This window comes from Phyllobacterium sp. 01N428 (assembly GCF_056399405.1).
In genome coordinates, this window is record NZ_JBFTRH010000001.1 from 795,274 (window position 1) to 817,074 (window position 21,801).

Consider the following 21,801-nt stretch of genomic DNA (forward strand, 5'->3'; position numbering starts at 1 on the left):
TTCTCTACAGTCGTAAGTCTAAGAGAAATTGCGGCGGAGAACAGGCCTTCACGTTAAAAACACGCGCAGTTGATACAAAAAAGCCGGGCGCAGGCCCGGCTTTTTGAAAGCAATAGTGACGGATTTAGTTCTTCGGTGCTTCCGGAGCAGCGGGAGCGGCGCCGTCGGCCGGCTTCTCCGCAGCGGGCGCGGCAGGAGCGGCAGGTGCTGCTGCGTCGGCAGGCTTGGCGGCATCGCCGCCTGCAGGTGCGGCATCAGCGGTCGGAAGCGGCTTCGGACTGTCGGACAGCGTGCGCAGATAGGCAATGAGGTCGGCGCGCTCATTATCCTTCTTGTCGCCGGCAAAGCCCATTGCCGTGCCCTTGATGTAGCCCTTCGGCGACGTCAGGAAGTGGTTGAGATGGTCGAAAGTCCACTTTTCCTGTCCGCCCTTGGAGAAATCCTTGATGGCCGCGGAATAGCTGAAGCCTTCATGTGTCGCGATTGGGCGATCGACGATGTCCCAGAGGTTCGGACCGACCTTGTTCGGGCCACCCTTTTCGCCGGTGTGGCAGGCAGCGCAGCGCTTGAAAACGGCTTCGCCGCGGGTTGCATCAGCTGAAGCCAGCAGCGTCGCGATCGGCACGGCTTCTGCAGCGGGTGCAGCAGCGCCGGCTTCGCCTTCACCACCGGCCTCGGCGGCTTGGATGATGAAGCCGGGCTTTTCTGGCGCATGCGAGTCGAAAATAGAATCGGACAGGATACCTGCCGTCATGACAACGAACACGGTTGCCAGAAACGCCATGGCATATTTGTTGAACGGGGTCGATTCCATCGTCGATCAGTGCTCCACTTGTGTCCTGTTCAAGTGCGCTCAATATCAAGTCCACTCTGACGCTTGCCTGGAGCAATTGCAGGGCTCGATGTTCAGCACACTTGCGGAGGTTCTCAATATCTGGTCAATGCAGTGCGCTGCATTTCTTGACAAGAGTCCCCTCGTGATCGCGCGGAAACTAGGTCTTTTGCTGAAGACTTGCAACACATATAAGGGCGCTTCTGCCTGAGACTTTTTGACACCTTAGACCGTGTGCAACGATGAAAATATTGACCCTGATCCCTGCCCGGATGGCCTCGACCCGGCTGCCCAACAAGCCACTGGCCGATATTGCGGGAAAGCCGATGATCGTGCATGTCGCCGAGCGCGCGATCGCCGCCGGTCTCGGGCGAACCGTCGTTGCGACAGATAGTCCCGACGTCAAATCGGCCATAGAAGCGCACGGCATCGAGGCGATCATGACGCGGGCCGACCACGAATCGGGTTCGGATCGTATCCACGAGGCGCTTCTCGCTCTCGATCCTGACGGCAGCGTCGATGCAGTTGTCAATGTCCAGGGCGATCTTCCGACCATCGAGGCCGATATCATCCGGCGCTCGCTCAAGCCCCTGCAATCCGGCCCTGCCGATATAGCGACGCTCGGCGTCGAAATCCGCCGCGAGGACGAGAAGACCAATCCGAACGTGGTCAAGATCATCGGTTCGCCGATTGGTCCCGACCAGATGCGGGCACTCTATTTCACCCGCGCCACAGCGCCGTGGGGTGAGGGGCCGCTCTACCATCACATTGGGCTCTACGCTTATCGGAGATCTGCGCTCGAGCGGTTTGTCAGCCTCGGGCCTTCGCCTCTGGAGCGCCGGGAGCGTCTTGAACAGCTGCGCGCGCTCGAAGCGGGCATGCGCATTGACGTCGAGATCGTCGATTCGGTGCCGCTCGGCGTCGATACGCCGGAAGATCTCGAACGGGCGCGAGAAATCCTCACTTCCTCAAAAGGCAGATAATAATGGCAACGACCAACCGCATCTCGTTCCAGGGCGAACCCGGCGCAAACTCCGATACGGCCTGCCGCAACATGTTTCCTGACATGGAACCACTGCCGTGCCCGACTTTTGAAGATGCGTTCAATGCAGTCGAGAGCGGCGCCGCCGACCTTGCGATGATTCCGATTGAAAACACGATCGCGGGGCGCGTCGCCGATATCCATCACCTCCTGCCGGAATCACGGCTGCACATCGTCGGCGAATACTTCCTGCCCATTCATTTTCAATTGATGGTACTGCCCGGCACCAAGCGCAGCGACATCACTTCCGTGCACAGTCATATCCATGCGCTCGGCCAGTGCCGGAAATACATCCGCAAGAACAACTGGAAGCCGGTGATCGCCGGCGACACGGCCGGCGCAGCCCGGCTCGTTGCCGATGTAAAGGACAAGACGATGGCGGCGCTCGCCCCCCGCCTTGCCGCCTCTTTGTACGGCCTCGACATTCTCGAAGAGGATGTGGAGGACACCGAAAACAACGTCACGCGCTTCGTCGTTCTCAACAAGACCAAGAAATGGGCCCCGCGGGCCTCTGATGAACTGATGATGACGACTTTCGTCTTCCGCGTGCGCAACGTGCCCGCGGCGCTTTACAAGGCCATGGGCGGATTTGCGACGAACGGGGTCAACATGACGAAGCTTGAAAGCTACCAGATCGACGGAAAGTTCACCGCGACGCAGTTTTACGCGGATATCGAGGGTCATCCGGACGACAAGAACGTGGCACACGCGCTCGATGAACTCGAATTCTTCTCGAAGGAAGTCCGCATCCTCGGCGTCTATCCGGCCGACACCACCTTCCGCAGTTCGCAGGCCGAGGAAGAGTAGCGTACCCTCAACCTTCCACCCAGCTGCGAATGAGATGAGCGGCGATGGCGCCGGGAGGAGGGGTGATCAGGCCGTCCGGATGGGTCCGGTCGAGCATCGACACCACCTCGTCGCGTGAGAACCAGCGCCCGTCCTCCAGCTCGGCCCGGTCCAGGATAAAGTCATCCGAAAGCGCCTCGGCATGACAGCCGATCATCAGGGAGTAGGGAAATGGCCAGGGCTGGCTCGCGTGATACAGCACCCGGCCGATCTTGAGGTTCGTCTCTTCGAACGTTTCGCGTCGCACGGCGTTTTCGATCGTCTCGCCGGGTTCGATAAAGCCGGCCAGACAGGAATACATGCCCGGACCAAAATGCGCCCCGCGCGCCAGGAGGCACTTGTCGCCACGCACCACCATCATGATCGCCACGGGATCGGTCCGGGGAAAGTGTTGCGCCTCGCAGTTGGGGCAGGTTCGCCGGTAGCCGCCGTCGCGCATCAGGGTCTCTGTGCCGCAGCGCCCGCAGTATTTGTGATTCTCGTTCCAGGTCAGGAGCGAAACCGCGTGCGCCATGGCGCCGAGCTGGTCGGGCGGGATGATGCCCTGCGTATAAACGGAGCGGTAGTCGATTGCCTGGACCGCCTCGGGCAGCGCGGTGAAATCAAAAGCGCTCGGTGCAGCAAGAATGGGCGCGCCGTCCTGCAGGCCGAGATAAACTGTGGAAGACTGCGCGGGCAGATAAGACGCTGCGTCCTTTAGCGTAAAGAAAGCATTGCCGTCAGCCACCAACACCTTGCCTTGCCCGATCAGGAGCATCCGTGCGTCGGCATTGGCAAGCGCAACATCGACTGCGTCATCGCTGCGCTTTTCAGCGTGGCGGTTGATCCGGTTGCCGGCAAATCCGACGAAATGGCTGGGTTCCTTTTCCGGGATATCGAAAAGGCGAAACGACATGCTTGGAGCTCCAGAAACGGACCCGGGGGACAGGGCATTGATGATGTTGATGGATTAAATAGCGTTGAGTATGGCGCTGGCAAAGGCCCGGGCATCTTTTTCGCCGTAGGGCTCACGGGTGCCATGGCCCCAGACCGGGCCAGGCCAGGCGGGATCGCCACTGTTGCGGGCGATCACATGAAGATGCAGTTGACGCACGATATTACCTAGTGCGCCGGTGTTGATCTTTTCGCAATTCACAACGGATTTCAGGGCTTGCGCGGCAATGCCCGCCTCGAAAGTCAGAATGGTCTGGTCGAGCGGGGTCAATTCATGAATCTCGCATATCCCCGGCCGCTGCGGCACGAGGATGAGCCACGGCCAGCGACGGTCATTCATAAGGCGCAGATCGCAGAGGCCCAGCCTTGCAATTGAATAGGTGTCTGCTGCAAGTTTGTTATCCAGAACAAAAGTCATGATCGATAAGAGATAACAGTTTTTTCGCGGTTTCGCTTGCTTTTTGCGCGCGGATTGACGATATGAGCCTCGGGAGGTTGGTGGTGGACGAGCCACTCGCCAACCGGGTCAGGTCCGGAAGGAAGCAGCCCCAACGAGCCAGGCACGGGTCGCCGTGCCAGCCTCCCACCTTTTCCTGTCACCTTGCCTGTGTCAAAGCCGTCCCCGGCATTGACGCTGCAGCGCATGCGGTTAGACTTCGTGAAGGGCAAGGGTCGGGAGCCTTAGCGCAGGAGCCAAACAGGACGCGATGGATACAAGAACGCCAGACAGCGCCTATCGCGTGCTCGCCCGCAAATACCGCCCGCAGAATTTCAACGATCTGATCGGCCAGGAGCCGATGGTCCGCACGCTGACCAATGCGTTCGAAACGGGGCGCATTGCCCAGGCCTGGATGCTCACCGGTGTTCGGGGCGTTGGCAAGACGACGACGGCGCGCATTCTGGCGCGCGCGCTCAACTACCAGACCGCCGATATCGACAAGCCGACGATCGACCTCACCGTTCCGGGCGAACATTGCCAGGCGATCATGGAAGGCCGTCACGTCGATGTCATTGAGATGGACGCGGCGTCGCACACGGGCATCGACGACATTCGTGAGATCATCGAGCAGGTGCGCTATCGCCCGGTCTCGGCGCGCTACAAGGTCTATATCATCGACGAAGTGCACATGCTGTCGAACCAGGCCTTCAATGGCCTGTTGAAGACGCTTGAAGAACCGCCGCCGCATGTGAAGTTCATTTTTGCAACGACTGAAATACGCAAAGTGCCGATTACCGTGCTTTCGCGCTGTCAGCGGTTCGATCTTCGGCGCATCGATACCAGTGTCCTCGTTCGCCACCTGCAGAAAATCGCCGACCTTGAATCGATTGCCGTCGATGACGTTTCGCTCAGCATGATCGCGCGTGCCGGCGAGGGTTCGGTGCGTGATTCATTGTCGATCTTCGATCAGGCCATTGCCCATGGTGCGGGCCGTGTCGAGGCGGAAGAGGTGCGTTCGATGCTCGGCCTTGCCGATCGCGCCCGCATCATCGATCTCTTCGAAATGCTGATGCGCGGCGACGTCGCTTCGGCACTTAGGGAATTTCGTGCCCAGTATGATGTCGGCGCCGATCCTGCCGTGGTGCTGACGGACCTTGCGGATTTCAATCACCTGGTAACCCGCATCCGGTTCACGCCCGATGTCGCCGACGACATTTCGCTTTTGGAAGACGAAAGGCTGCGCGGCAGGGATTTTGCCGAAAAGCTGTCGATCCGCGTCCTCTCGCGCACCTGGCAGATGCTGCTGAAGGGGATCACCGAGGTCGAGGAATCAAGCCGTCCTGTCCAGGCGGCAGAGATGTTGCTGATCCGCATTGCCCATGCCGCCGATCTTCCGACGCTCGACGAGGCGCTGAAGTCCCTTGAGGACGGCGGCATTCCGGCATCGCCGAATCGCAGCGAGGGATCACGTCCGGGAAATGGCGGTGCGCCGACCGCGCGCGCAGGCCAGGTCGATGCGATGGCATCGCAACGTGGTGTCGTCACTTCGAATGGCGGCGCGACGATGCGTCTTGTCGAGCCTGCGCCGAAGTCCGAACCGAGTGTCGCTCCTCCGGTGGTTGTCGAGCAGCCGCAGTCTCCAGCCGTACCCGTTGAAAACATCGAAGATATCGTGGCGCTCGCCGACAAGCACCGCGACATGCAATTCAAGATCATGGTCAAGAATTGCGTACGGCTTGTCAGCATGAAGCCCGGGCGGCTCGAAATCAACCTGACCGAAAACGCTCCAAAGTCCTTGCTGACGGATCTTTCGCAAAAGCTCAGCGAATGGACCGGTATTCGCTGGATGGTGTCGCTGTCGCGGGAACCGGGAAACGCTACGGTCAACGAGACAGAAACGGCCAAGCGCGATACGCTGCTCAGCGATGCGCGCTCCGACCCGGATGTCGCGGCGGTCCTTGCAAAATTTCCGGGCGCCAAGATCATCAACGTGCGCATTACTGCCCCGGCTGGACAGATGGATGATGCCGTCGCAGCGGGAGATGATACGCTCGCACCGGTCGAAGAAGACGATTGACGAACAGGAGTTTTCCCCATGCGTGACATTATGGGCATGATGAAGCAGGCCAAGGAAATGCAGGCCAAGATGGCAGCCATGCAGGAAGAGATCGCGGCTCTGGAGGCCGAAGGTCATGCTGGCGGCGGCCTTGTTACCGTCAAGCTTTCCGGCAAGGGCGCGATGACGGCGCTCAGCATCGATCCTTCCCTTTTTAAGGAAGACGATATCGAAGTCATAGAAGACCTCATCATTGCCGCGCACAACGAGGCAAAATCGAAAGTCGAGGCGATCATGGCTGAAAAGACTCAAGCTTTGACGGCCGGGCTTCCGATACCTCCCGGTTTCAAGCTTCCGTTCTAAGCGCGGTCCACAACTGGAAGCTTATTGGAAAGCGAGATCAACTCAGCTATATCGAGTTTGGAGCGGGAACGAGCTTTCGCCCGTTCCCTTTTGCTTTATCTGAATTGAACCCGGACGGTCCATGACCAGCTCGTCCGGGTTTCTCATGATAAGGCTGATACTCCCCGGAAATTTCCGCATCGTTTCACTCCAAGTTCGAAAGCAAGGCTGTTGCCGCAGTCGGGGAGCCCATTCTACCGATGCGCCGGCTGGTGCGGCACTGCTGCTTTCGCCTTCGAACCGCGGCATCATCGTGGTGCAATTCGGAATGGCAACGAATGCAGGGTTCTATCGCTTTTGGCATTCGGGCCGTCGAGGTTGTGCGCCCGCCAATTCCATAAATCGTCAAATTGCTCTAAACCGACGCTATGTCGAAACGAATCGCCGGTCCCGAAATCGAACGCCTGATCCAGCTCCTCGCCAAGGTGCCGGGGCTAGGGCCACGATCGGCGCGCAGGGCGGCGCTGCATCTCATCAAGAAGAAGGAAGTCTTGCTCATCCCGTTGGGTTCGGCCATGCAGGACGCCGCCGAAAAGGTGCGTGTCTGCTCGACCTGCGGCAATGTCGATACCGCGGATCCGTGCATGATCTGCACCGATCCGCGTCGCGAACCCTCGACGCTGATCGTCGTCGAAGACGTGTCCGACCTCTGGGCGCTCGAGCGGGCGGGTTCGATGAACGTGCGCTACCACGTGCTCGGCGGACGGCTGTCCCCACTTGATGGAATTGGCCCCGATGATCTCAACATCGCTTCGCTTGTCGGGCGGGTCGCTGAGGGCGAAATCAAGGAAGTCATCCTCGCTGTCAACGCCACGGTGGAGGGACAGACCACCGCCCATTACATCACCGATCAACTGGCCGGCTTCGATGTGCGGATTACCCGCCTTGCCCACGGTGTTCCGGTGGGCGGCGAACTCGATTACCTTGATGAAGGAACCCTGGCCGCAGCCTTGCGGGCCCGAACGTCGCTATAGGAGATGACTTGATCATGCGCCCATGGATGAATGCCCTCTGGGCGCTGATCGGACTGATCGTCATGCTTTACACGCCGGCAGGCCTCGCTGCGTCCAGGCCCCAGGTAGAAGCCGAGTTCCAACAATGGCTGGACAACGATCTTTGGCCGGAAGCCAAGGCCAAGGGGATATCCAGGGCGACATTTGACCAGGCCCTGAAAGGCGTGACGCTTAACTTCGATCTGCCCGATCTTGTCATGCCGGGCGAGAAGCCGCAGACACCGCAAAAGCAGGCACAGAGCGAATTCGGCTCCCCGGGAAAGTACTTTAACGACAAGACCGTCAACAACGTAACTTCCGGCGGGACGGCGCGTGCTGGCCAATATGCGCGGATATTGCAATCGGTCGAAAAGACATATGGCGTGCCCGGCGAGATTGTCCTCGCCATATGGGGCCGCGAAAGCGGCTTTGGCAGCGTCAAGATTCCGTACAATGCCTTTGCCGTCCTGGGGACGAAGGCTTTTCTCGCAACGCGCAAGGACATGTTCCGCAAGGAGCTGCTTGCTGCGCTTGAAATTGTCGAGAAAGGCTATATTGGCGCCGGCAGCATGAAGAGTTCGTGGGCAGGAGCCCTTGGCCAGCCGCAATTCATGCCGACGTCCTACCTCGAGCATGCCGTTGATTTCGACGGCGACGGCAAGCGCGAGATCTGGAACTCGGTGCCCGATACGCTGGGGTCGATCGCGCACTACCTTGCCCAATATGGCTGGCAGCGCGGCCGTGACTGGGGCTATGAGGTGAGCGTTCCCGAGAGCGTCAGTTGTGCACTGGAAGGTCCGGACCAGGGCAAGCCGTTCAGCACCTGGGGAAAGCTCGGCATCAAGCGCGTCAACGGCAAGCCATTTCCTGCGGCGGAAGCCAAGGGCGAAGGGTTTCTTCTGATGCCGGCCGGGAGGCACGGCCCGGCGTTCATCGTCACAAAGAATTTCTACGTACTCAAGGAGTACAATATGAGCGATCTCTATGCGCTGTTCATCGGGCATGTCAGCGACCGCATCGCGAATGGCGCGGCGAACTTTACCGCAGGGTGGGGCGATGTCGGCGGGCTCTACCGGTCCGACATTGCCGCCCTGCAACGGGCGCTGGAAAAGAAGGGTTACGACGCTGGCGGCGCCGACGGATTTCCAGGGTTCAAGACGCGCCGCTCGATTGGCGATTGGCAATCGAAGCAGGGCATGGCGGCCACATGCTTCCCCGACAAGGCGCTGGTTGCCGCGATCCGCTAATGCCATCGCACATTGCCGGTCTGCCGTTTGACAGCCGTCCTCAAGGAGCGTCAAATCGCTTGCCTGAACAGGAGGTGCGGCCATGGCAGCCAATGAGCGTTCCAAGCACATCACCGAGGGTATAGCGCGGTCGCCGAATCGCGCGATGTATTATGCGCTCGGCTATGAAAAATCAGACTTCGCCAAGCCGATGATCGGCATCGCCAATGGCCATTCGACCATTACTCCCTGCAATGCCGGCCTGCAGCCGCTCGCCGACGCGGCCGTCGCCGCAGTAAAGGCGGCAGGCGGCAATCCCCAGCTGTTCGGCACGCCGACCATTTCCGACGGCATGGCCATGGGCACCGAGGGGATGAAATATTCGCTGATATCGCGCGAGGTCATCGCCGACTGCATCGAGACGTGCGTCAACGGCCAGTGGATGGATGGCGTGCTCGTCATCGGCGGCTGCGACAAGAACATGCCGGGCGGCATGATTGCCATTGCCCGCACCAATGTCCCGGCAATCTATGTCTATGGCGGTACGATCAAGCCCGGCAGATGGAAGGGCAAGGATCTTTCCATCGTCTCGGCCTTCGAGGCGGTGGGCTCATACATGGCCGGCAAGATGAGCGAGGAGGATTTCGAGGGCATAGAGCGTCATGCCTGCCCGTCGACGGGCTCATGCGGCGGCATGTATACGGCCAACACCATGAGTTCGGCCTTCGAGGCGCTCGGCATGTCGCTGATGTATTCGTCGACCATGGCGAATCCGGACGCGGAGAAGATCGACAGCACGGCGGAATCAGCGCGGGTGCTCATCGAGGCGGTCCGCAAGAATATTCGCCCTCGCGACATCATCACCCGCAAGTCCATCGAAAATGCGGTGGCATTGATCATGGCGACAGGCGGTTCCACCAATGGCGTCCTGCATTTTCTTGCCATTGCCCATGCTGCGGAAGTCGAATGGACGCTCGACGATTTCGAGCGCGTGCGCCGCAAGGTTCCGGTCCTGTGCAACCTGCGTCCCTCCGGCCAGTACATGGCGGTCGACCTGCACAAGGCCGGCGGCATACCGCAGGTCCTGAAGCTGTTGCTCAATGCCGGCCTGTTGCACGGCGAGTGCCTGACGATCACGGGGCGCACATTGGCCGAAGAACTCGCCAATGTTCCCGACGCGCCGCCCGAGGGCCAGGACATTATCCGGCCGATCGCCAAGGCACTCTACAGTGAAGGCCATCTTGCGATCCTCAAGGGCAACCTTGCAACGGGCGGAGCGGTCGCCAAGATCACCGGGCTGAAAAATCCCGTCATCAAGGGACCTGCACGGGTCTTCGACGACGAACATTCGGCAATGGACGCCATACTCTCCGACAAAATCAAACCGGGGGATGTCCTCGTGCTGCGCTATCTTGGCCCGCGCGGTGGTCCAGGCATGCCGGAAATGCTGGCGCCGACATCGGCGATCATCGGCCGGGGCCTCGGAGAAAGCGTTGGTTTCATTACGGATGGGCGCTTTTCGGGCGGAACCTGGGGCATGGTGGTCGGGCATGTGACGCCGGAAGCCTTCGAAGGCGGCACCATCGCGCTTGTCGAGGAAGGCGACACTATCACCATCGATGCGCATAAGCAGTTGCTGCAACTTGAGGTCAGCGACGACGAGATCGAACGCCGCCGCAGCAACTGGAAGCAGCCACCGCCGCGTTATACGCGCGGTGTCCTCGCCAAATTCGCGCAATTGGCGAAATCGGCAAGCGAAGGCGCGGTAACGGGTTAGCAGCCACTGTTCCTTGCCGGAATACAGTCTGTCAAAACGGCGCCGGTAGGAAACGCGCGCGCGACGTGCAATCTTGGTCTTTTCAACAGAAGATCAGGATTTAGCACATGCCGGCATTGGTGAATGGAGAATGGGTCAAGGGCGACGTTGCCGCCAGCGAAATGAAGGATGGCGCGTTCCATCGTGAGGCGACGCATTTCCATAGCTGGATCACTCCGGATGGCGCGCCGGGTCCGTCCGGCCAACCCGGTCTGCCTGCCGAACCCGGACGCTATCAGCTTTTTGTCTCTTACCTCTGCCCCTGGGCGTCGCGCACACTGATCTTCCGCAGTTTGAAGGGCTTGCGCGAAATCATCCGGATATCCGTCGCGGAGCCGGCAATTGGCGAAAATGGCTGGACCTTCGCGGACCCGCAGGACGCAGGGCCGAAGGCGCCGCCCATTCGCTACCTGCACCAGCTCTATACGGCGAGCGAGCCCAACTATACCGGCAAGGTTTCTGTTCCGGTGCTTTGGGACCGTAAGGAAGGGCGGATCGTCAACAACGAGTCAGCCGATATCATCCGCATCCTCAATACGGCATTCAACGAACTCACCGGCGACCACCAGGATTTCTATCCCGAACCTCTCCGCGCGGAAATCGACCGCTGGAACGGGCTCGTCTATGACAATGTCAATAATGGCGTCTATCGCGCCGGCTTTGCCAAATCGCAGGCGGCTTATGAAGATGCTGCCAAAAGTGTTTTCAAGGCCCTCGACAAGATCGAGGCACGTCTTGCCGATCATCGCTATCTCGCCGGGCAATATCTCACGGAAGCAGACTGGCGGCTGTTTGTAACGCTTGTGCGGTTTGACGCTGCCTATCATGGCGTCTTCAAGTGCAACATTCGGCGGATCGCCGACTACCACAACCTTTCCAACTATATGCGCGAACTATACCAATGGCAGGACGTGCGCACGACTGTGAAGATCGACCACATCAAGGCCGGCTACTATTCGATTGCCCACATCAACCCGACACTCATTGTTCCGCTTGGACCGGACCAGAATTTCGATGCGCCGCACGACCGCGAGCACCTTTTGGGCAAGGGCATTTTCAAAGGTTAGTAAGCCAGACCGCTTGCCATTTCCACTCATATGTGAAAATATTATTCACAAGAGAAGATATGGGAGGCAATCATGGGACGCAACTGGAGCAATCCGCACGTGGAAAGCGTGCGGCGATGACCGGCCTTACGCCTACAGTCGGCGTATCCTCGACGCATCCAAGAAACATGCCGGAGGCCCATGCAGCCCTGCCCGTATGGAACGCGGAAAACTGGTATTATGAGGATTGGCCTGTTGGTCAGAAGATAAGATCGCTGCGGCGGACAATATCCGAAAGCGACAGCCATCTTTTCAACGTCCTCGTCACCGACATCCACCCCTATGTCCAGGACCAGATGTTCGCGGAAACCGAAGGCATGTTTGGCACGCGTCTGGTCGCGGGTGCCTTTGTCTTTTCCGCCGGCCTCGGTCTGGTAGCCACCAATTGCGTCAACGCCTTCTCGTACGGCTATGACAAGCTGCGGTTCATCAAGCCCGTCTTCCTGAATGACACGATCTACACCATCCGCACCAACCTCGACAAACGGCCGCGCTACATGGACCTTGGCCTTATCCGCGCCAGCTATGAAGTCTTCAAGAATGAGGGGGAGCTCGTCCTCTACTGCGAACACCTGCAAACGGTGAAATACAAGAATCCTGCTGATTTTGTTGGAAAGACCGAAAAATAATGACTGCGAACGAATTGCCCCTGACAGGCCTGCTTGTCGTCGATATGAGCCAGTTTCTGTCGGGACCCTATGCGTCCCTGCGCCTGATGGATCTTGGCGCGCGTGTCATCAAGATCGAGCGGCCCGATGGGGGCGACCTTTCACGGCGCCTTTATCTCAGCGACACCGAAATCGGCGGGGATTCGACGATTTTCCATGCGATCAACCGCGCCAAGGAAAGCCTCGCGATCGATTTGAAGAACGAGGCTGACCTTAAGGCGCTTAAGGCGTTGCTCGCGCGTGCCGATGTGCTCATCCAGAACTTCAGGCCCGGCGTCATCCAGCGGCTGGGCCTCGATTATGAGGCAGTAAAGGCGATCAACCCGCGTCTGGTCTATGCCAGCATCAGCGGTTACGGCGAGGAGGGGCCATGGGTGTCGCGTCCCGGTCAGGACCTGCTGGCGCAGTCGCGCTCCGGCCTGATGTGGCTCAACGGTGATGAAAGCCAGGGACCTGTGCCCTTCGGCCTCGCCGTCGGCGACATGCTTGCGGGGGCGGCGATTGTGCAGGGCATCCTCGCGGCCCTCGTGCGGCGGGGGATCAGCGGCGAGGGCGCCCATATCGAGACGAGCCTGATGGAATCATTGATCGATTTCCAGTTCGAAGTGCTGACGACGCACCTCAATGATGGCCGCCGATTGCCGAAACGCTCGGATTTCCGCAGCGCGCACGCCTATCTCTCGGCACCCTATGGCGTCTATCAGACAAAAGACAGCTATCTCGCGCTCGCCATGACACCTTTGCCCAAGCTCGCGGATCTCCTTGGTCTCGATGCGCTTGCTCCCTACCGCGATCAACCTGCAACCTGGTTTACGGCACGTGATGCGATCAAACGCATTATCGCTGAGAAGCTGGCGACCGAGCCAACCGATCACTGGCTCGCCATCCTCGAACCTGCGGATATATGGTGCGCAAAGGTGTTGAACTGGGAAGAGCTCCTGCAAAGCGAAGGGTTCAAGGTGCTCGATATGCTGCAGACGGTCGAGCGCGACGACAATGTGTCGATCGAGACAACGAGATCGCCGATCCGCGTCAATGGCAAGCGGGCCAAGTTCGATCGAGCCGCGCCACGCATCGGCGAGCATAGCGACCGGATTCGCAAGGAATTCGGGCTGTGAGCGGCATTGTTCTCAAGGGAATGACGTGGAGCCATCCGCGCGGCTACGACCCGATGGTGGCTTGCTCGCAAATGTGGAAAGAGAAATCCGGCGTAACCGTCGAGTGGGAAAAACGCTCGCTGCAGGATTTCGAATCCTTTCCCGTGGATGAGCTTGCCCGCGCCTACGATCTGATCGTGATCGATCATCCGCATGTCGGGCAGATCACCGCGGAGAACTGCCTCCACCCGCTGGACGTCCCGGGCCGTGATGCGGAGCGGGACGCGCTCCTTGCCGGCAGCGTCGGACAATCTTACCAGAGCTATTGCTGGCAGGATCGCCAATGGGCGTTCCCGATTGATACGGCAAGCCAGGTTCTGGCGTGGCGCCCGGACCTGCTCGAGCGGCCGCCAACGACATGGGCAGAGGTGATGCGGCTCGCCCGCGAAGGCAAGGTTCTGCTGCCGCTGCGCCCGCCACATACGCTGATGACGTACTATACGCTGTGCTCCAATCTGGGTTCGCATTGCGCGACCACATTCGGTGACCTCGTAGCACCAGACGCAGGAGCCAGGACATTCGAGATGATGCGCGAGATTTCAGCGCTGATCGATCCCGCCTGCTTCGACATGGATCCGATCGCGGTACTCGAACGGATGGCGCAAACGGAGGCGCACATTGCCTGTTCGCCACTGATTTACGGCTATGTCAGTTATGCGATCGAAGGCTTCAGGCCCTCGCTGATTGCTTTCGCTGACATCGCAGATGCGGGTGGAAATGGTCCCATTGGATCAGCGCTTGGCGGTACCGGCATTGCCGTTTCCGCATTTTCGGCACATCGCGATGCCGCGAGCGACTTTGCCTATTGGATCGCAAGCGGCGACGTTCAGCGGGGTCCCTATGCCGCGGCCGGCGGGCAACCGGGCCACGCCGCGGCCTGGGAGGATGCTGCGGTAAATGCCGCTTCGACCGATTTTTACGCCGCAACCCGAAGGACACTCGAGTCCGCCTGGGTCAGACCCCGGCACAATGGCTACATGGCATTTCAACAGAAGGCCTCCGACCGGATCAATGCTGGGCTCATGAATGGACATGAGGCGGCAGCCGTTGTCGCGGATTTAAACCGACTGTTCCGGGACAGCTTCTCGGCTTAAGGGCTACATGTTCCGGCGCATTTGGCCCGCGCGCCCGTATGCGCCAGGGCAGATGCCGATGCCGCGCTGGCAATCGACCGGGCTTGACTGGGCCACATCCGGCGGCCGCGGCGACCAGGACGCATAGGTTCCACCGCCGCAGGCGCTCAAGACGAGACTGCTGAGCAAAGTGGCAAGGGTCATAAATTTCATTCTCGGCCTCGGCTGCAAGATTCCTCGCAGCCTGATAGCCGGAAACTGCGTTGAAAGTCAAAGTTGCAATTAGTAGCGCGCTCTACCCAAGGTGGGCCTGAAGGCATTATGCGACGCGCTGCTCGGTGCCATCCTTGGTTCCGCTGACCGTTGGATGCGAGTTCACCGCAATCACAACCGCCAGCGCAGCAAGCGAATTGATATCGCGATTGCCGCGGTTGAAAGCAGTCATTACGGTCTCGGCAATGACCTTCGCCTCTTCATCCGAACTGGACTTGACCACGAGCGTCGCAGCGGCCTTGTCGTAGGCTGCTTGCATGATGTCCCAGTCGTCTTGAGAGTACATTGGATTCAGAGGGTTATCGAAAGCCATGGAGGTGTTCCTCTTCATTATTATTGCTCCAGCGACGGCCAGAATCGTAATCGCTGGATTGTGGCATGGCAAATCGAAACGGATTTTCAGGTCATTTAAAGGAGTTACCGCAAAGCAGCAATGAAATGCGCGCTGCGAAATGTGGCAGACGCGCTCATTCAATCGAATTGATTACAAGGGGAACCGACGCTAAAGCGTCGGCTCGGCTTCGGTGCGCTCACGGATGGCACGGGACAGGCGCGACCAGCGCGGGCTGAACCATGGGGTCAGCAACGACACTTTATCGAAGCGCTGGCGGTTGAAGGAAGGGTCGTGCTCCTCGAACGTCCAGACCTTGAAATTGGTCAACTCATGCGGTCCGAACGTATGGATCAGCGGGATATCGGCAGCGTCGCGGCCGCGCGCGACCACGATGCGACCGATGCGACGCTGGTTGTGACGGGCATCGAAGGTGTGCCACCGGTCGCCGAGGAAAACCTCGATCCAGGCGTTGAAATCCATTGGTGCGGGATCGGCCGGCACGCCGATATCGCCCATATAGCCGTTCACATAGCGTGCAGGAATATTCATGCAGCGGCAAAGCGCAACGGCAAGGTGAGCGAAGTCACGGCAAACGCCAACCCGTTCCTCATGTGCCTGGGCGGCGGTGCGTGTCGAGCGGGCAAAGCCATAGCTGAAGGTTAGCCGCTGGTTGACGTAGTCGCAGATCGACTGAACGCGGGTCCAGCCCGGCTTTATATGGCCGAAAAGGTTCCAGGCAAGCTGGCTCAACTCGTCCGTCTCGCAGTAGCGGCTCGCGGAAAGGTAGGCGAGGCATTCGGTCGGAAGCTTGTCGACCGTGATCTCGGCCGCATCTTCATGGACCGGATCCGGCAGGCCGTCGTCCTTGACCACGGCATCATAGGTCAAGGTGAGATTGCCAGCCGGCGCGAGAAGGCGGATAGCGGTATTGCCGAACAGATCCTTGAATTTTTCAAGCTTCAGTTCCGGGCTCGCTACCGGCCCATTCTCGCACTTGATGTCGGCAGTCCGCGCCGATTCGAGATTGAGATAGGTGGTCATTGGAGTGGGCTGGTTGCACCTAATGGCAATCTCATAACCGACACGTATCAACATTGGCATATCCTTTAATGTTTGGAGGACAACGCCGCTTTTCCGTTAGAGTTCCGCACCCGATCATTAAAATACGATGGCAAGCTGAAGAGCGAATGCGGCTCGGATTCCGGTCCCGCCGGTCATATTCAGCATTTATTGACCATAGACCCATAGGATTTGAAACAAAAGCCTTCCGACCCCTTTATAGGGTCATGGATGTCGAAGCATGGAGTGAAAATGATGGCGCCAGCTTCAGAGCCGATTGGAAGTATTATGACTGGAAAACGAGTGGCTAAGCCTCATCCTACGGCAAGCGTCGTCCGCGACCAGCTTCAGCGCCCGGAATTCCAGCACGCTATCCGCACGACAAGCGCCGCCAGGGTTGAAAAGAAGATGCCCAAGCAATTTCTCGACTTGCTGGAACAACTCGACATCGCCGAAACCCGCAACAAGAAGCGCAGCTGATCGCTTAGCCCTGACGATAGACAAGGTTACCGTGCATGTCCGGATGGGCGATGCGCCCCGATTTCGTGTAATTGATAAAGCTGCCAAACCCCAATGCGAAGACAAGGAAAATGGCAAATACGATGCCAAGACGTTGAACAAGCATGACAAAATTTCCCCAGTGACTGCTTGAAACTAGACAAGGGCATCTGAACGCTGGCTGAACCATCCATTCACCTGGCGGTTCAAATGATTGCCGAATTCTTCACACGTTGGGCGCTCCGACCGTGACGCTGAAACGCCGCTGATCTATGCTTTGCGCCAAAGTTGTATGATCCATCGCTTTGAAGCCCGCAGGCAAGGGAGGTTCCGGCATGAGCAAGTCATTCGACGCCATCGTCATCGGGGCAGGACAAGCTGGCCCATCGCTTGTCAGCCGGCTCACCGGAGCCGGGATGAAAGTGCTGATGGTCGAGCGCAAGCTGTTCGGCGGCACCTGCGTCAACACCGGGTGCATGCCGACCAAAACCCTCGTCGCCAGCGCTTACGCTGCCCACCTTGCGCGACGCGCCTCCGACTTTGGCATATTGGTCGGCGCCGAAGTTGGCATCGACATGAAGCGGGTGAAACAGCGGGCCGACACGGTCTCCTACAACGCGCGCACCGGCGTCGAAAAATGGTTGCGCGGCATGGAAAACTGTACGGTGATCGAGGGCCACGCGCGCTTCACTGCTCCACACGAAATCGCAATCGGCAGCGAGACGTATACGGCGCCCCGCATCTTCCTCAATGTGGGCGGGCGGGCAAACATACCTGACATGCCCGGGATCAACGACATCGAGTATCTTACCAACACCTCGATCCTTCAACTGGATGAGCTGCCCGAACATCTGGTCGTTGTTGGCGGCAGCTATATCGGCCTCGAATTTGCGCAAATGTACCGCAGATTTGGCGCCGAGGTGACGGTGGTCGAAAAGGGACCGCGCCTTGTCAGCCGCGAAGACGAGGACGTCTCCGACGCCATCAAGAATATTCTCGAGGCAGAAGGCATCTCCATGCGGCTCAATGCCGAGTGCATATCGTTCAAGCCGCATCCGAACGGCGTCGAGGTCGGCGTGGATTGCACAAATGGCGCCCCGAGCGTCGTTGGGTCGCGCGTGCTCATGGCAATCGGCCGGCGTCCCAACACGGATGATCTTGCCCTCGACAAGACGGGCGTCGCCGTGGACGAGCGCGGCTTTATCAAGGTCGATGATCATCTTGCGACAAACGTCGATGGTATCTGGGCGCTCGGTGATTGCAACGGACGCGGAGCGTTTACCCACACGGCCTATAATGACTATGAGATCGTCGCGGCCAATCTTTTGGATGGTGAGAACCGAAAGGTCAGCGAGCGTATTCCAGGTTATGCACTTTATATCGATCCGCCGCTTGGGCGCGTCGGCATGACCGAGAGCCAGGCCCGCACGTCTGGCCGATCCCTCCTCGTATCAAAGCGTCCGATGACCCGTGTCGGGCGCGCTGTAGAAAAGGATGAAACGCTGGGTTTCATGAAAGTGATAGCGGACGCCGAAACGCAAAAGATCCTCGGCGCGGCGATTCTCGGCACCAGCGGCGACGAAGCGATCCACGGTATACTCGACACGATGAATGCCGATGTCGGCTATCCGCAGTTGAAATGGGCGGTGCCGATCCATCCAACAGTGTCGGAACTCATTCCGACACTGCTTGGCGACCTGAAGCCTGCTTGATAGGGCATCTGCAGCTTCGGCAAGGTCATTCCATGACGGCGCTGTGGTCAGGCGGGGCCGCATCCGAACCGGGCTTGCGCAGCAGCATGACCAGCGGAATGGAGATGATCGACATGATCATCAACAGCTTGAAATCATCGATATAGGCGATGATCGTCGCCTGCTCGGTGATCATGCCGTCGAGCGCGGCGCGGCCGGCAGCTTTCATCGGGTCGAGATGCTGCATCACGGCCGGTGCATTGAATGCGTGGTTGAACGGCGTCACATAGGCGGCGATGGAGGCGTGGTTGATCTGGACGTTCTCCGTCAACAGCGCCGAGACGATGGCGATGCCGACGCTCGATCCGATATTTCGCGACAGATTGTAGAGACCTGTGCCCTCGCCGCGCATATGGGCGGGCAGGGTGGCAAAGGCGATCGTCGTCAAGGGCACGAACAGGAAGCCAAGCCCGGCACCCTGGATGAAGCCGACCGAAATGATCGTCCATTGTGAAATGTCGGGTGTCCAGCCAGTCATGTCGTACATGGCCCAGGCGGTGAGCGAAAAGCCGAAGATCAGCAACGCACGCGTGTCGATCTTGCCGATCAGGCGCCCGACGATGAACATCGAAATCATCGTGCCGACGCCACGCGGCCCCATGACGATGCCGGCGGTAATGACGGGATAACCCATCAGCGTCTGCAGATAAGGCGTCATCAGGGCGAGCGAAGCGAGGTAGGTGACGCCGATGACGAAGATGAAGAACATGCTGACGGAGAAGTTCCGGTCGAGGAAAAGGCGCGGATTGACGAAGGATTTCTTCGCCGTGAACGTATGCACGAGCAAAAGATAAAAGGCTCCGGCGCTGATTAGCGCCTCAACCTGGATTTCGCCGGAGGAGAACCAGTTCAGCTGCTCGCCGCGGTCGAGGAAAAGCTGCAGCGTAGCAATCGCAAGGCTGAGCATGCCGAAGCCGAACCAGTCGAGCTTGGCGCCGATGTCGCGCTTGGTCTCGGAGACGAAGGCGACGATGCCGAAGAAGGCGAGCATGCCGATGGGCACGTTGATATAGAACACCCAGCGCCAGCTGATATTGTCGGTGAGCCAGCCGCCGATGACGGGGCCAAGCACAGGGCCGACCATGACCGAGACGCCGAAGAGCGCCATCGCCTTGCCGCGCTCGTGCACTTCGTAGATGTCGAGGAGAATGCCCTGGGAGAGCGGCACCAATGCGGCGCCGAACAGGCCCTGCATCAGGCGGAAGACCACAATTTGCGGCAGCGTCTGGGCGAGCCCGCACAGGACCGATGCAACGACGAAGCCGACAATCGCCGTCAGGAGCACATTCTTGCGGCCGAACCGCGCCGCGAGGAACCCCGAGGGCGGCGTCATGATGGCGGCGGCGACGATATAGGACGTCAAAACCCAATTGATTTGGTCGGCGCTCGCCGAGACGCTGCCCTGGATATAGGGCAGCGCAACGTTGGCGATCGTCGTATCCAGCGCCTGCATGATGACGGCGAGGATAACGCAGGCCGTGATTGCCCCGCGGTTCGCCACCACGGGGGCCGGACCTGAAAGCGCGACAGTGTTAGCCATGGCTCTTGCTACCAAAGCCCCCAAAGAGATCTGAGATGAATTTAGGCATGCCGCGGGCGTGGCCGGTTTCGACGTCAGCGGTGACGCTCATGCCGACGCGCAGCGGCGGCTTGCCGGAAAGATCGTCGATACTGACGAGCATGGGAATGCGCTGGACGACCTTCACCCAGTTGCCCGAAGTATTCTGGGCAGGCAGAAGCGAGAAGCTCGAACCCGATGCCGGGCTGATGCTGGCAACCTTGCCCTTCCACTCGACGCCCGGATAGGTGTCGACACTGATCGTCACCGGCTGGCCCTCGCGAACATAGGTGAGTTCGGTTTCCTTCGGGCTGGCCGCAACCCACATATGCGTGGTCGAGACCAGGCTGAACCCGGCCTGCGATGCCTGCAGATAGGCGCCGACCTGCAGCGCGGAAACATTGGTGACTATACCGTCAAACGGCGCGCGCACGATGGTGCGGTCGAGGTTGCGCTGGGCATTGTCAACAGCCGACTGAGCCTGAAGATAGGACGGATTCTGTTCGACCGGCTGGTTCGGGTCATTGCCGAGCTGTGCCAACGTGGCAGCGGCTTCCGCCTTGGCAACGTCCACTTTCTGCTGGGCGGCGTCGAGGTCGTGCTTCGCCTGGTCATAGGCAGCCTTGGAAACCGCCGCCGTTGCGGTCAAGTCCTGCTGCCGCTGCAGCGTCTTGTTGTAGAAGGGGATGTCGGCTTCCGCCTGCGTGATTTCCGCGAGCGATTGCTTGTAGCTCGCCTCGAGGTTCAGGATCTGGTTGCGAACGACACCAAGCTGAGCCTTCGCGCCGGCAAGGGCGATTTCATAGGCGCTTGGATCGAGCCGGAAGAGCACGTCGCCTTGTTTGACCACCTGGTTGTCGTGGACCTCGATCGACTGCACCATCCCGGAAACATCGGTCGAGACGCCGACCATGTCGGCCTGCACATAGGCGTTGTCCGTGGACATGACTTGGCCGCCGGTAACGTAGAAATAACCGCCGACGATCAATGCGAGCGGCAGCACCGCGAACAGGAGCGGCCGCTTCAGGCTGCGGCGCGGCCGGGCCGGTGCTGGCGGCGCTTCCTTGGTCACCGGGATTGCTGGCGTCTCGATTGTCGTGTCGCGCTTTTCCAGGACTGTCTCGCTGCGCTGTGAAGGAGCAGGAGCCTGATCCGAATTGGCGGGAATGCGCATGGAAGGTGAACCATCAGCCATGATTTTTCTCTCTGTCATCGACCGGCGTCTGGCATGCGTCGATCAAGTTCGTCTTCATAAGGGTAAGGGTGCGGATGAGGTGATCGCGATCTTCCACCGAAACGCCGGCGAGCGCCTCGCCCCGCGTAGCTTCACCAATCACGCGCATGTCGGCGAGAAGCGGGCGCGTCTCGTCGCGCAGGAAGAGCAGCCATATGCGCCGATCCGTCGGATGACGGCGGCGCTCGACCAGGCCGCGCTCTTCGAGCTTGTCGAGAATGCGGACAAGCGTGATCGGTTCGATTTCGAGTATCTCGGCAAGTCCCGCCTGGTGGATACCTTCATTATTGGCAAGGTACGCCAGCGTCTGCCACTGCGACCGCGTCAATCCGAGATGCTTCGCACGCTGTTCGAAGCGCTTGCGTAGCAGGCGCGCGACGTCGTGCAGCAGGAAGCCAAGCGTCTTTGTGTTGTTCATGGGTGTGAAAGCATTTCATAAGGGTGCTTATTACATTGGTGCATATAACAATGATGCTAGGCAATAAAAAGATGACAGCTTGCCTCAG

General features: G+C 59.4%; 22 protein-coding genes, 1 other RNA gene and 1 pseudogene. 14 read left to right on the forward strand and 10 right to left on the reverse strand.

The genetic code is table 11. The features are described from left to right. Nucleotides 1-124 precede the first annotated feature (124 nt). The gene (locus AC1DNI_RS03795; RefSeq protein WP_091919876.1) at nucleotides 125-814 is read right to left on the reverse strand and encodes a c-type cytochrome; all 690 of its coding nucleotides are present in this window, start codon (nucleotides 812-814) and stop codon (nucleotides 125-127) included. Nucleotides 815-1,074: 260 nt separating this feature from the next. Between AC1DNI_RS03795 and AC1DNI_RS03800 the strand changes: the two genes are divergently transcribed. After that, nucleotides 1,075-1,815, forward strand: a complete 741-nt coding sequence (locus tag AC1DNI_RS03800) for a 3-deoxy-manno-octulosonate cytidylyltransferase (protein ID WP_477690873.1) — start codon at nucleotides 1,075-1,077, stop codon at nucleotides 1,813-1,815. Nucleotides 1,816-1,817: 2 nt separating this feature from the next. Further along, nucleotides 1,818-2,681 (forward strand): prephenate dehydratase, encoded by an 864-nt coding sequence (locus AC1DNI_RS03805; protein WP_027230409.1) that lies wholly within the window; start codon nucleotides 1,818-1,820, stop codon nucleotides 2,679-2,681. A gap of 7 nt (nucleotides 2,682-2,688) precedes the next feature. Here the strand turns inward: AC1DNI_RS03805 and nudC are convergent, their stop codons facing one another. After that, entirely contained in the window at nucleotides 2,689-3,615 is a 927-nt protein-coding gene (gene nudC, locus AC1DNI_RS03810; RefSeq protein WP_477690874.1) for an NAD(+) diphosphatase, read from the reverse strand. A 54-nt stretch (nucleotides 3,616-3,669) separates the two neighbouring features. After that, nucleotides 3,670-4,074: an HIT domain-containing protein gene (locus AC1DNI_RS03815; protein ID WP_091921432.1), complete on the reverse strand. Its 405-nt coding sequence runs from the start codon at nucleotides 4,072-4,074 to the stop codon at nucleotides 3,670-3,672. Nucleotides 4,075-4,143: 69 nt separating this feature from the next. On the opposite strand from AC1DNI_RS03815, the gene ffs reads away from it, so the two are divergent. The 10 genes and pseudogenes from ffs (at nucleotide 4,144) to AC1DNI_RS03865 (ending at nucleotide 14,609) form a co-directional block, all read left to right on the forward strand. Further along, an RNA gene (gene ffs / locus AC1DNI_RS03820) (signal recognition particle sRNA small type) lies at nucleotides 4,144-4,240 on the forward strand. Nucleotides 4,241-4,315: 75 nt separating this feature from the next. Next, nucleotides 4,316-6,169 (forward strand): annotated as a pseudogene (locus tag AC1DNI_RS03825) (DNA polymerase III subunit gamma/tau); the annotation flags it as partial. A gap of 18 nt (nucleotides 6,170-6,187) precedes the next feature. Next, the gene (locus tag AC1DNI_RS03830; protein ID WP_027230406.1) at nucleotides 6,188-6,511 is read left to right on the forward strand and encodes a YbaB/EbfC family nucleoid-associated protein; all 324 of its coding nucleotides are present in this window, start codon (nucleotides 6,188-6,190) and stop codon (nucleotides 6,509-6,511) included. Between the two features lie 407 nt (nucleotides 6,512-6,918). After that, nucleotides 6,919-7,524 carry a recombination mediator RecR gene (gene recR / locus AC1DNI_RS03835; RefSeq protein ID WP_477690875.1) on the forward strand — a complete coding sequence of 202 codons (606 nt, stop codon included), beginning with the start codon at nucleotides 6,919-6,921 and terminating at the stop codon, nucleotides 7,522-7,524. Between the two features lie 14 nt (nucleotides 7,525-7,538). Continuing rightward, on the forward strand, nucleotides 7,539-8,789 hold the full coding sequence (locus AC1DNI_RS03840; RefSeq protein ID WP_477691471.1) for a lytic murein transglycosylase: 1,251 nt from the start codon (nucleotides 7,539-7,541) through the stop codon (nucleotides 8,787-8,789). An 82-nt stretch (nucleotides 8,790-8,871) separates the two neighbouring features. After that, nucleotides 8,872-10,545 (forward strand): dihydroxy-acid dehydratase, encoded by a 1,674-nt coding sequence (gene ilvD, locus AC1DNI_RS03845; protein WP_477690876.1) that lies wholly within the window; start codon nucleotides 8,872-8,874, stop codon nucleotides 10,543-10,545. A 107-nt stretch (nucleotides 10,546-10,652) separates the two neighbouring features. Beyond that, nucleotides 10,653-11,651 carry a glutathione S-transferase family protein gene (locus AC1DNI_RS03850; protein WP_477690877.1) on the forward strand — a complete coding sequence of 333 codons (999 nt, stop codon included), beginning with the start codon at nucleotides 10,653-10,655 and terminating at the stop codon, nucleotides 11,649-11,651. Nucleotides 11,652-11,767: 116 nt separating this feature from the next. Then, on the forward strand, nucleotides 11,768-12,319 hold the full coding sequence (locus tag AC1DNI_RS03855; protein WP_477691472.1) for a MaoC family dehydratase: 552 nt from the start codon (nucleotides 11,768-11,770) through the stop codon (nucleotides 12,317-12,319). Then, complete coding sequence (locus AC1DNI_RS03860; RefSeq protein WP_091950555.1) at nucleotides 12,316-13,476, forward strand: CaiB/BaiF CoA transferase family protein; 1,161 nt, start codon at nucleotides 12,316-12,318, stop codon at nucleotides 13,474-13,476. The genes AC1DNI_RS03855 and AC1DNI_RS03860 overlap by 4 nt, the downstream gene beginning before the upstream one ends. A 20-nt stretch (nucleotides 13,477-13,496) precedes the next feature. Further along, the gene (locus AC1DNI_RS03865; protein WP_477691473.1) at nucleotides 13,497-14,609 is read left to right on the forward strand and encodes an extracellular solute-binding protein; all 1,113 of its coding nucleotides are present in this window, start codon (nucleotides 13,497-13,499) and stop codon (nucleotides 14,607-14,609) included. Between the two features lie 3 nt (nucleotides 14,610-14,612). On the opposite strand, the gene AC1DNI_RS03870 is transcribed toward AC1DNI_RS03865, so the two are convergent. From AC1DNI_RS03870 to AC1DNI_RS03880, 3 genes are all read right to left on the reverse strand, one after another. Further along, entirely contained in the window at nucleotides 14,613-14,801 is a 189-nt protein-coding gene (locus AC1DNI_RS03870; protein WP_027230398.1) for a hypothetical protein, read from the reverse strand. Nucleotides 14,802-14,907: 106 nt separating this feature from the next. Then, on the reverse strand, nucleotides 14,908-15,174 hold the full coding sequence (locus AC1DNI_RS03875) for a hypothetical protein (RefSeq protein ID WP_027230397.1): 267 nt from the start codon (nucleotides 15,172-15,174) through the stop codon (nucleotides 14,908-14,910). A gap of 189 nt (nucleotides 15,175-15,363) precedes the next feature. Further along, entirely contained in the window at nucleotides 15,364-16,290 is a 927-nt protein-coding gene (locus AC1DNI_RS03880; protein WP_477690878.1) for a transglutaminase-like domain-containing protein, read from the reverse strand. A gap of 267 nt (nucleotides 16,291-16,557) precedes the next feature. Between AC1DNI_RS03880 and AC1DNI_RS03885 the strand changes: the two genes are divergently transcribed. Then, a complete protein-coding gene (locus tag AC1DNI_RS03885) occupies nucleotides 16,558-16,734 on the forward strand; it encodes a hypothetical protein (protein WP_153666449.1) in 177 nt (58 codons plus the stop codon). A 4-nt stretch (nucleotides 16,735-16,738) separates the two neighbouring features. Here AC1DNI_RS03885 and AC1DNI_RS03890 read toward each other — a convergent pair whose 3' ends face one another. Next, a complete protein-coding gene (locus AC1DNI_RS03890) occupies nucleotides 16,739-16,879 on the reverse strand; it encodes a hypothetical protein (protein WP_153666448.1) in 141 nt (46 codons plus the stop codon). Between the two features lie 208 nt (nucleotides 16,880-17,087). Here AC1DNI_RS03890 and AC1DNI_RS03895 point away from each other — a divergent pair, with 208 nt between their 5' ends. Further along, nucleotides 17,088-18,464 carry an FAD-containing oxidoreductase gene (locus AC1DNI_RS03895; protein ID WP_477690879.1) on the forward strand — a complete coding sequence of 459 codons (1,377 nt, stop codon included), beginning with the start codon at nucleotides 17,088-17,090 and terminating at the stop codon, nucleotides 18,462-18,464. Between the two features lie 25 nt (nucleotides 18,465-18,489). Here the strand turns inward: AC1DNI_RS03895 and AC1DNI_RS03900 are convergent, their stop codons facing one another. Genes AC1DNI_RS03900 through AC1DNI_RS03910 form a run of 3 tightly spaced genes read right to left on the reverse strand, consistent with a single transcriptional unit; the run spans nucleotide 18,490 to nucleotide 21,713 of the window. After that, complete coding sequence (locus AC1DNI_RS03900; RefSeq protein ID WP_027230394.1) at nucleotides 18,490-20,043, reverse strand: MDR family MFS transporter; 1,554 nt, start codon at nucleotides 20,041-20,043, stop codon at nucleotides 18,490-18,492. Beyond that, nucleotides 20,036-21,256: an HlyD family secretion protein gene (locus AC1DNI_RS03905; RefSeq protein WP_113279754.1), complete on the reverse strand. Its 1,221-nt coding sequence runs from the start codon at nucleotides 21,254-21,256 to the stop codon at nucleotides 20,036-20,038. Before AC1DNI_RS03905 ends, AC1DNI_RS03900 begins: the two co-directional genes overlap by 8 nt. Next, the gene (locus AC1DNI_RS03910; RefSeq protein ID WP_027230392.1) at nucleotides 21,249-21,713 is read right to left on the reverse strand and encodes a MarR family winged helix-turn-helix transcriptional regulator; all 465 of its coding nucleotides are present in this window, start codon (nucleotides 21,711-21,713) and stop codon (nucleotides 21,249-21,251) included. Before AC1DNI_RS03910 ends, AC1DNI_RS03905 begins: the two co-directional genes overlap by 8 nt. Between the last annotated feature and the right edge of the window lie 88 nt (nucleotides 21,714-21,801).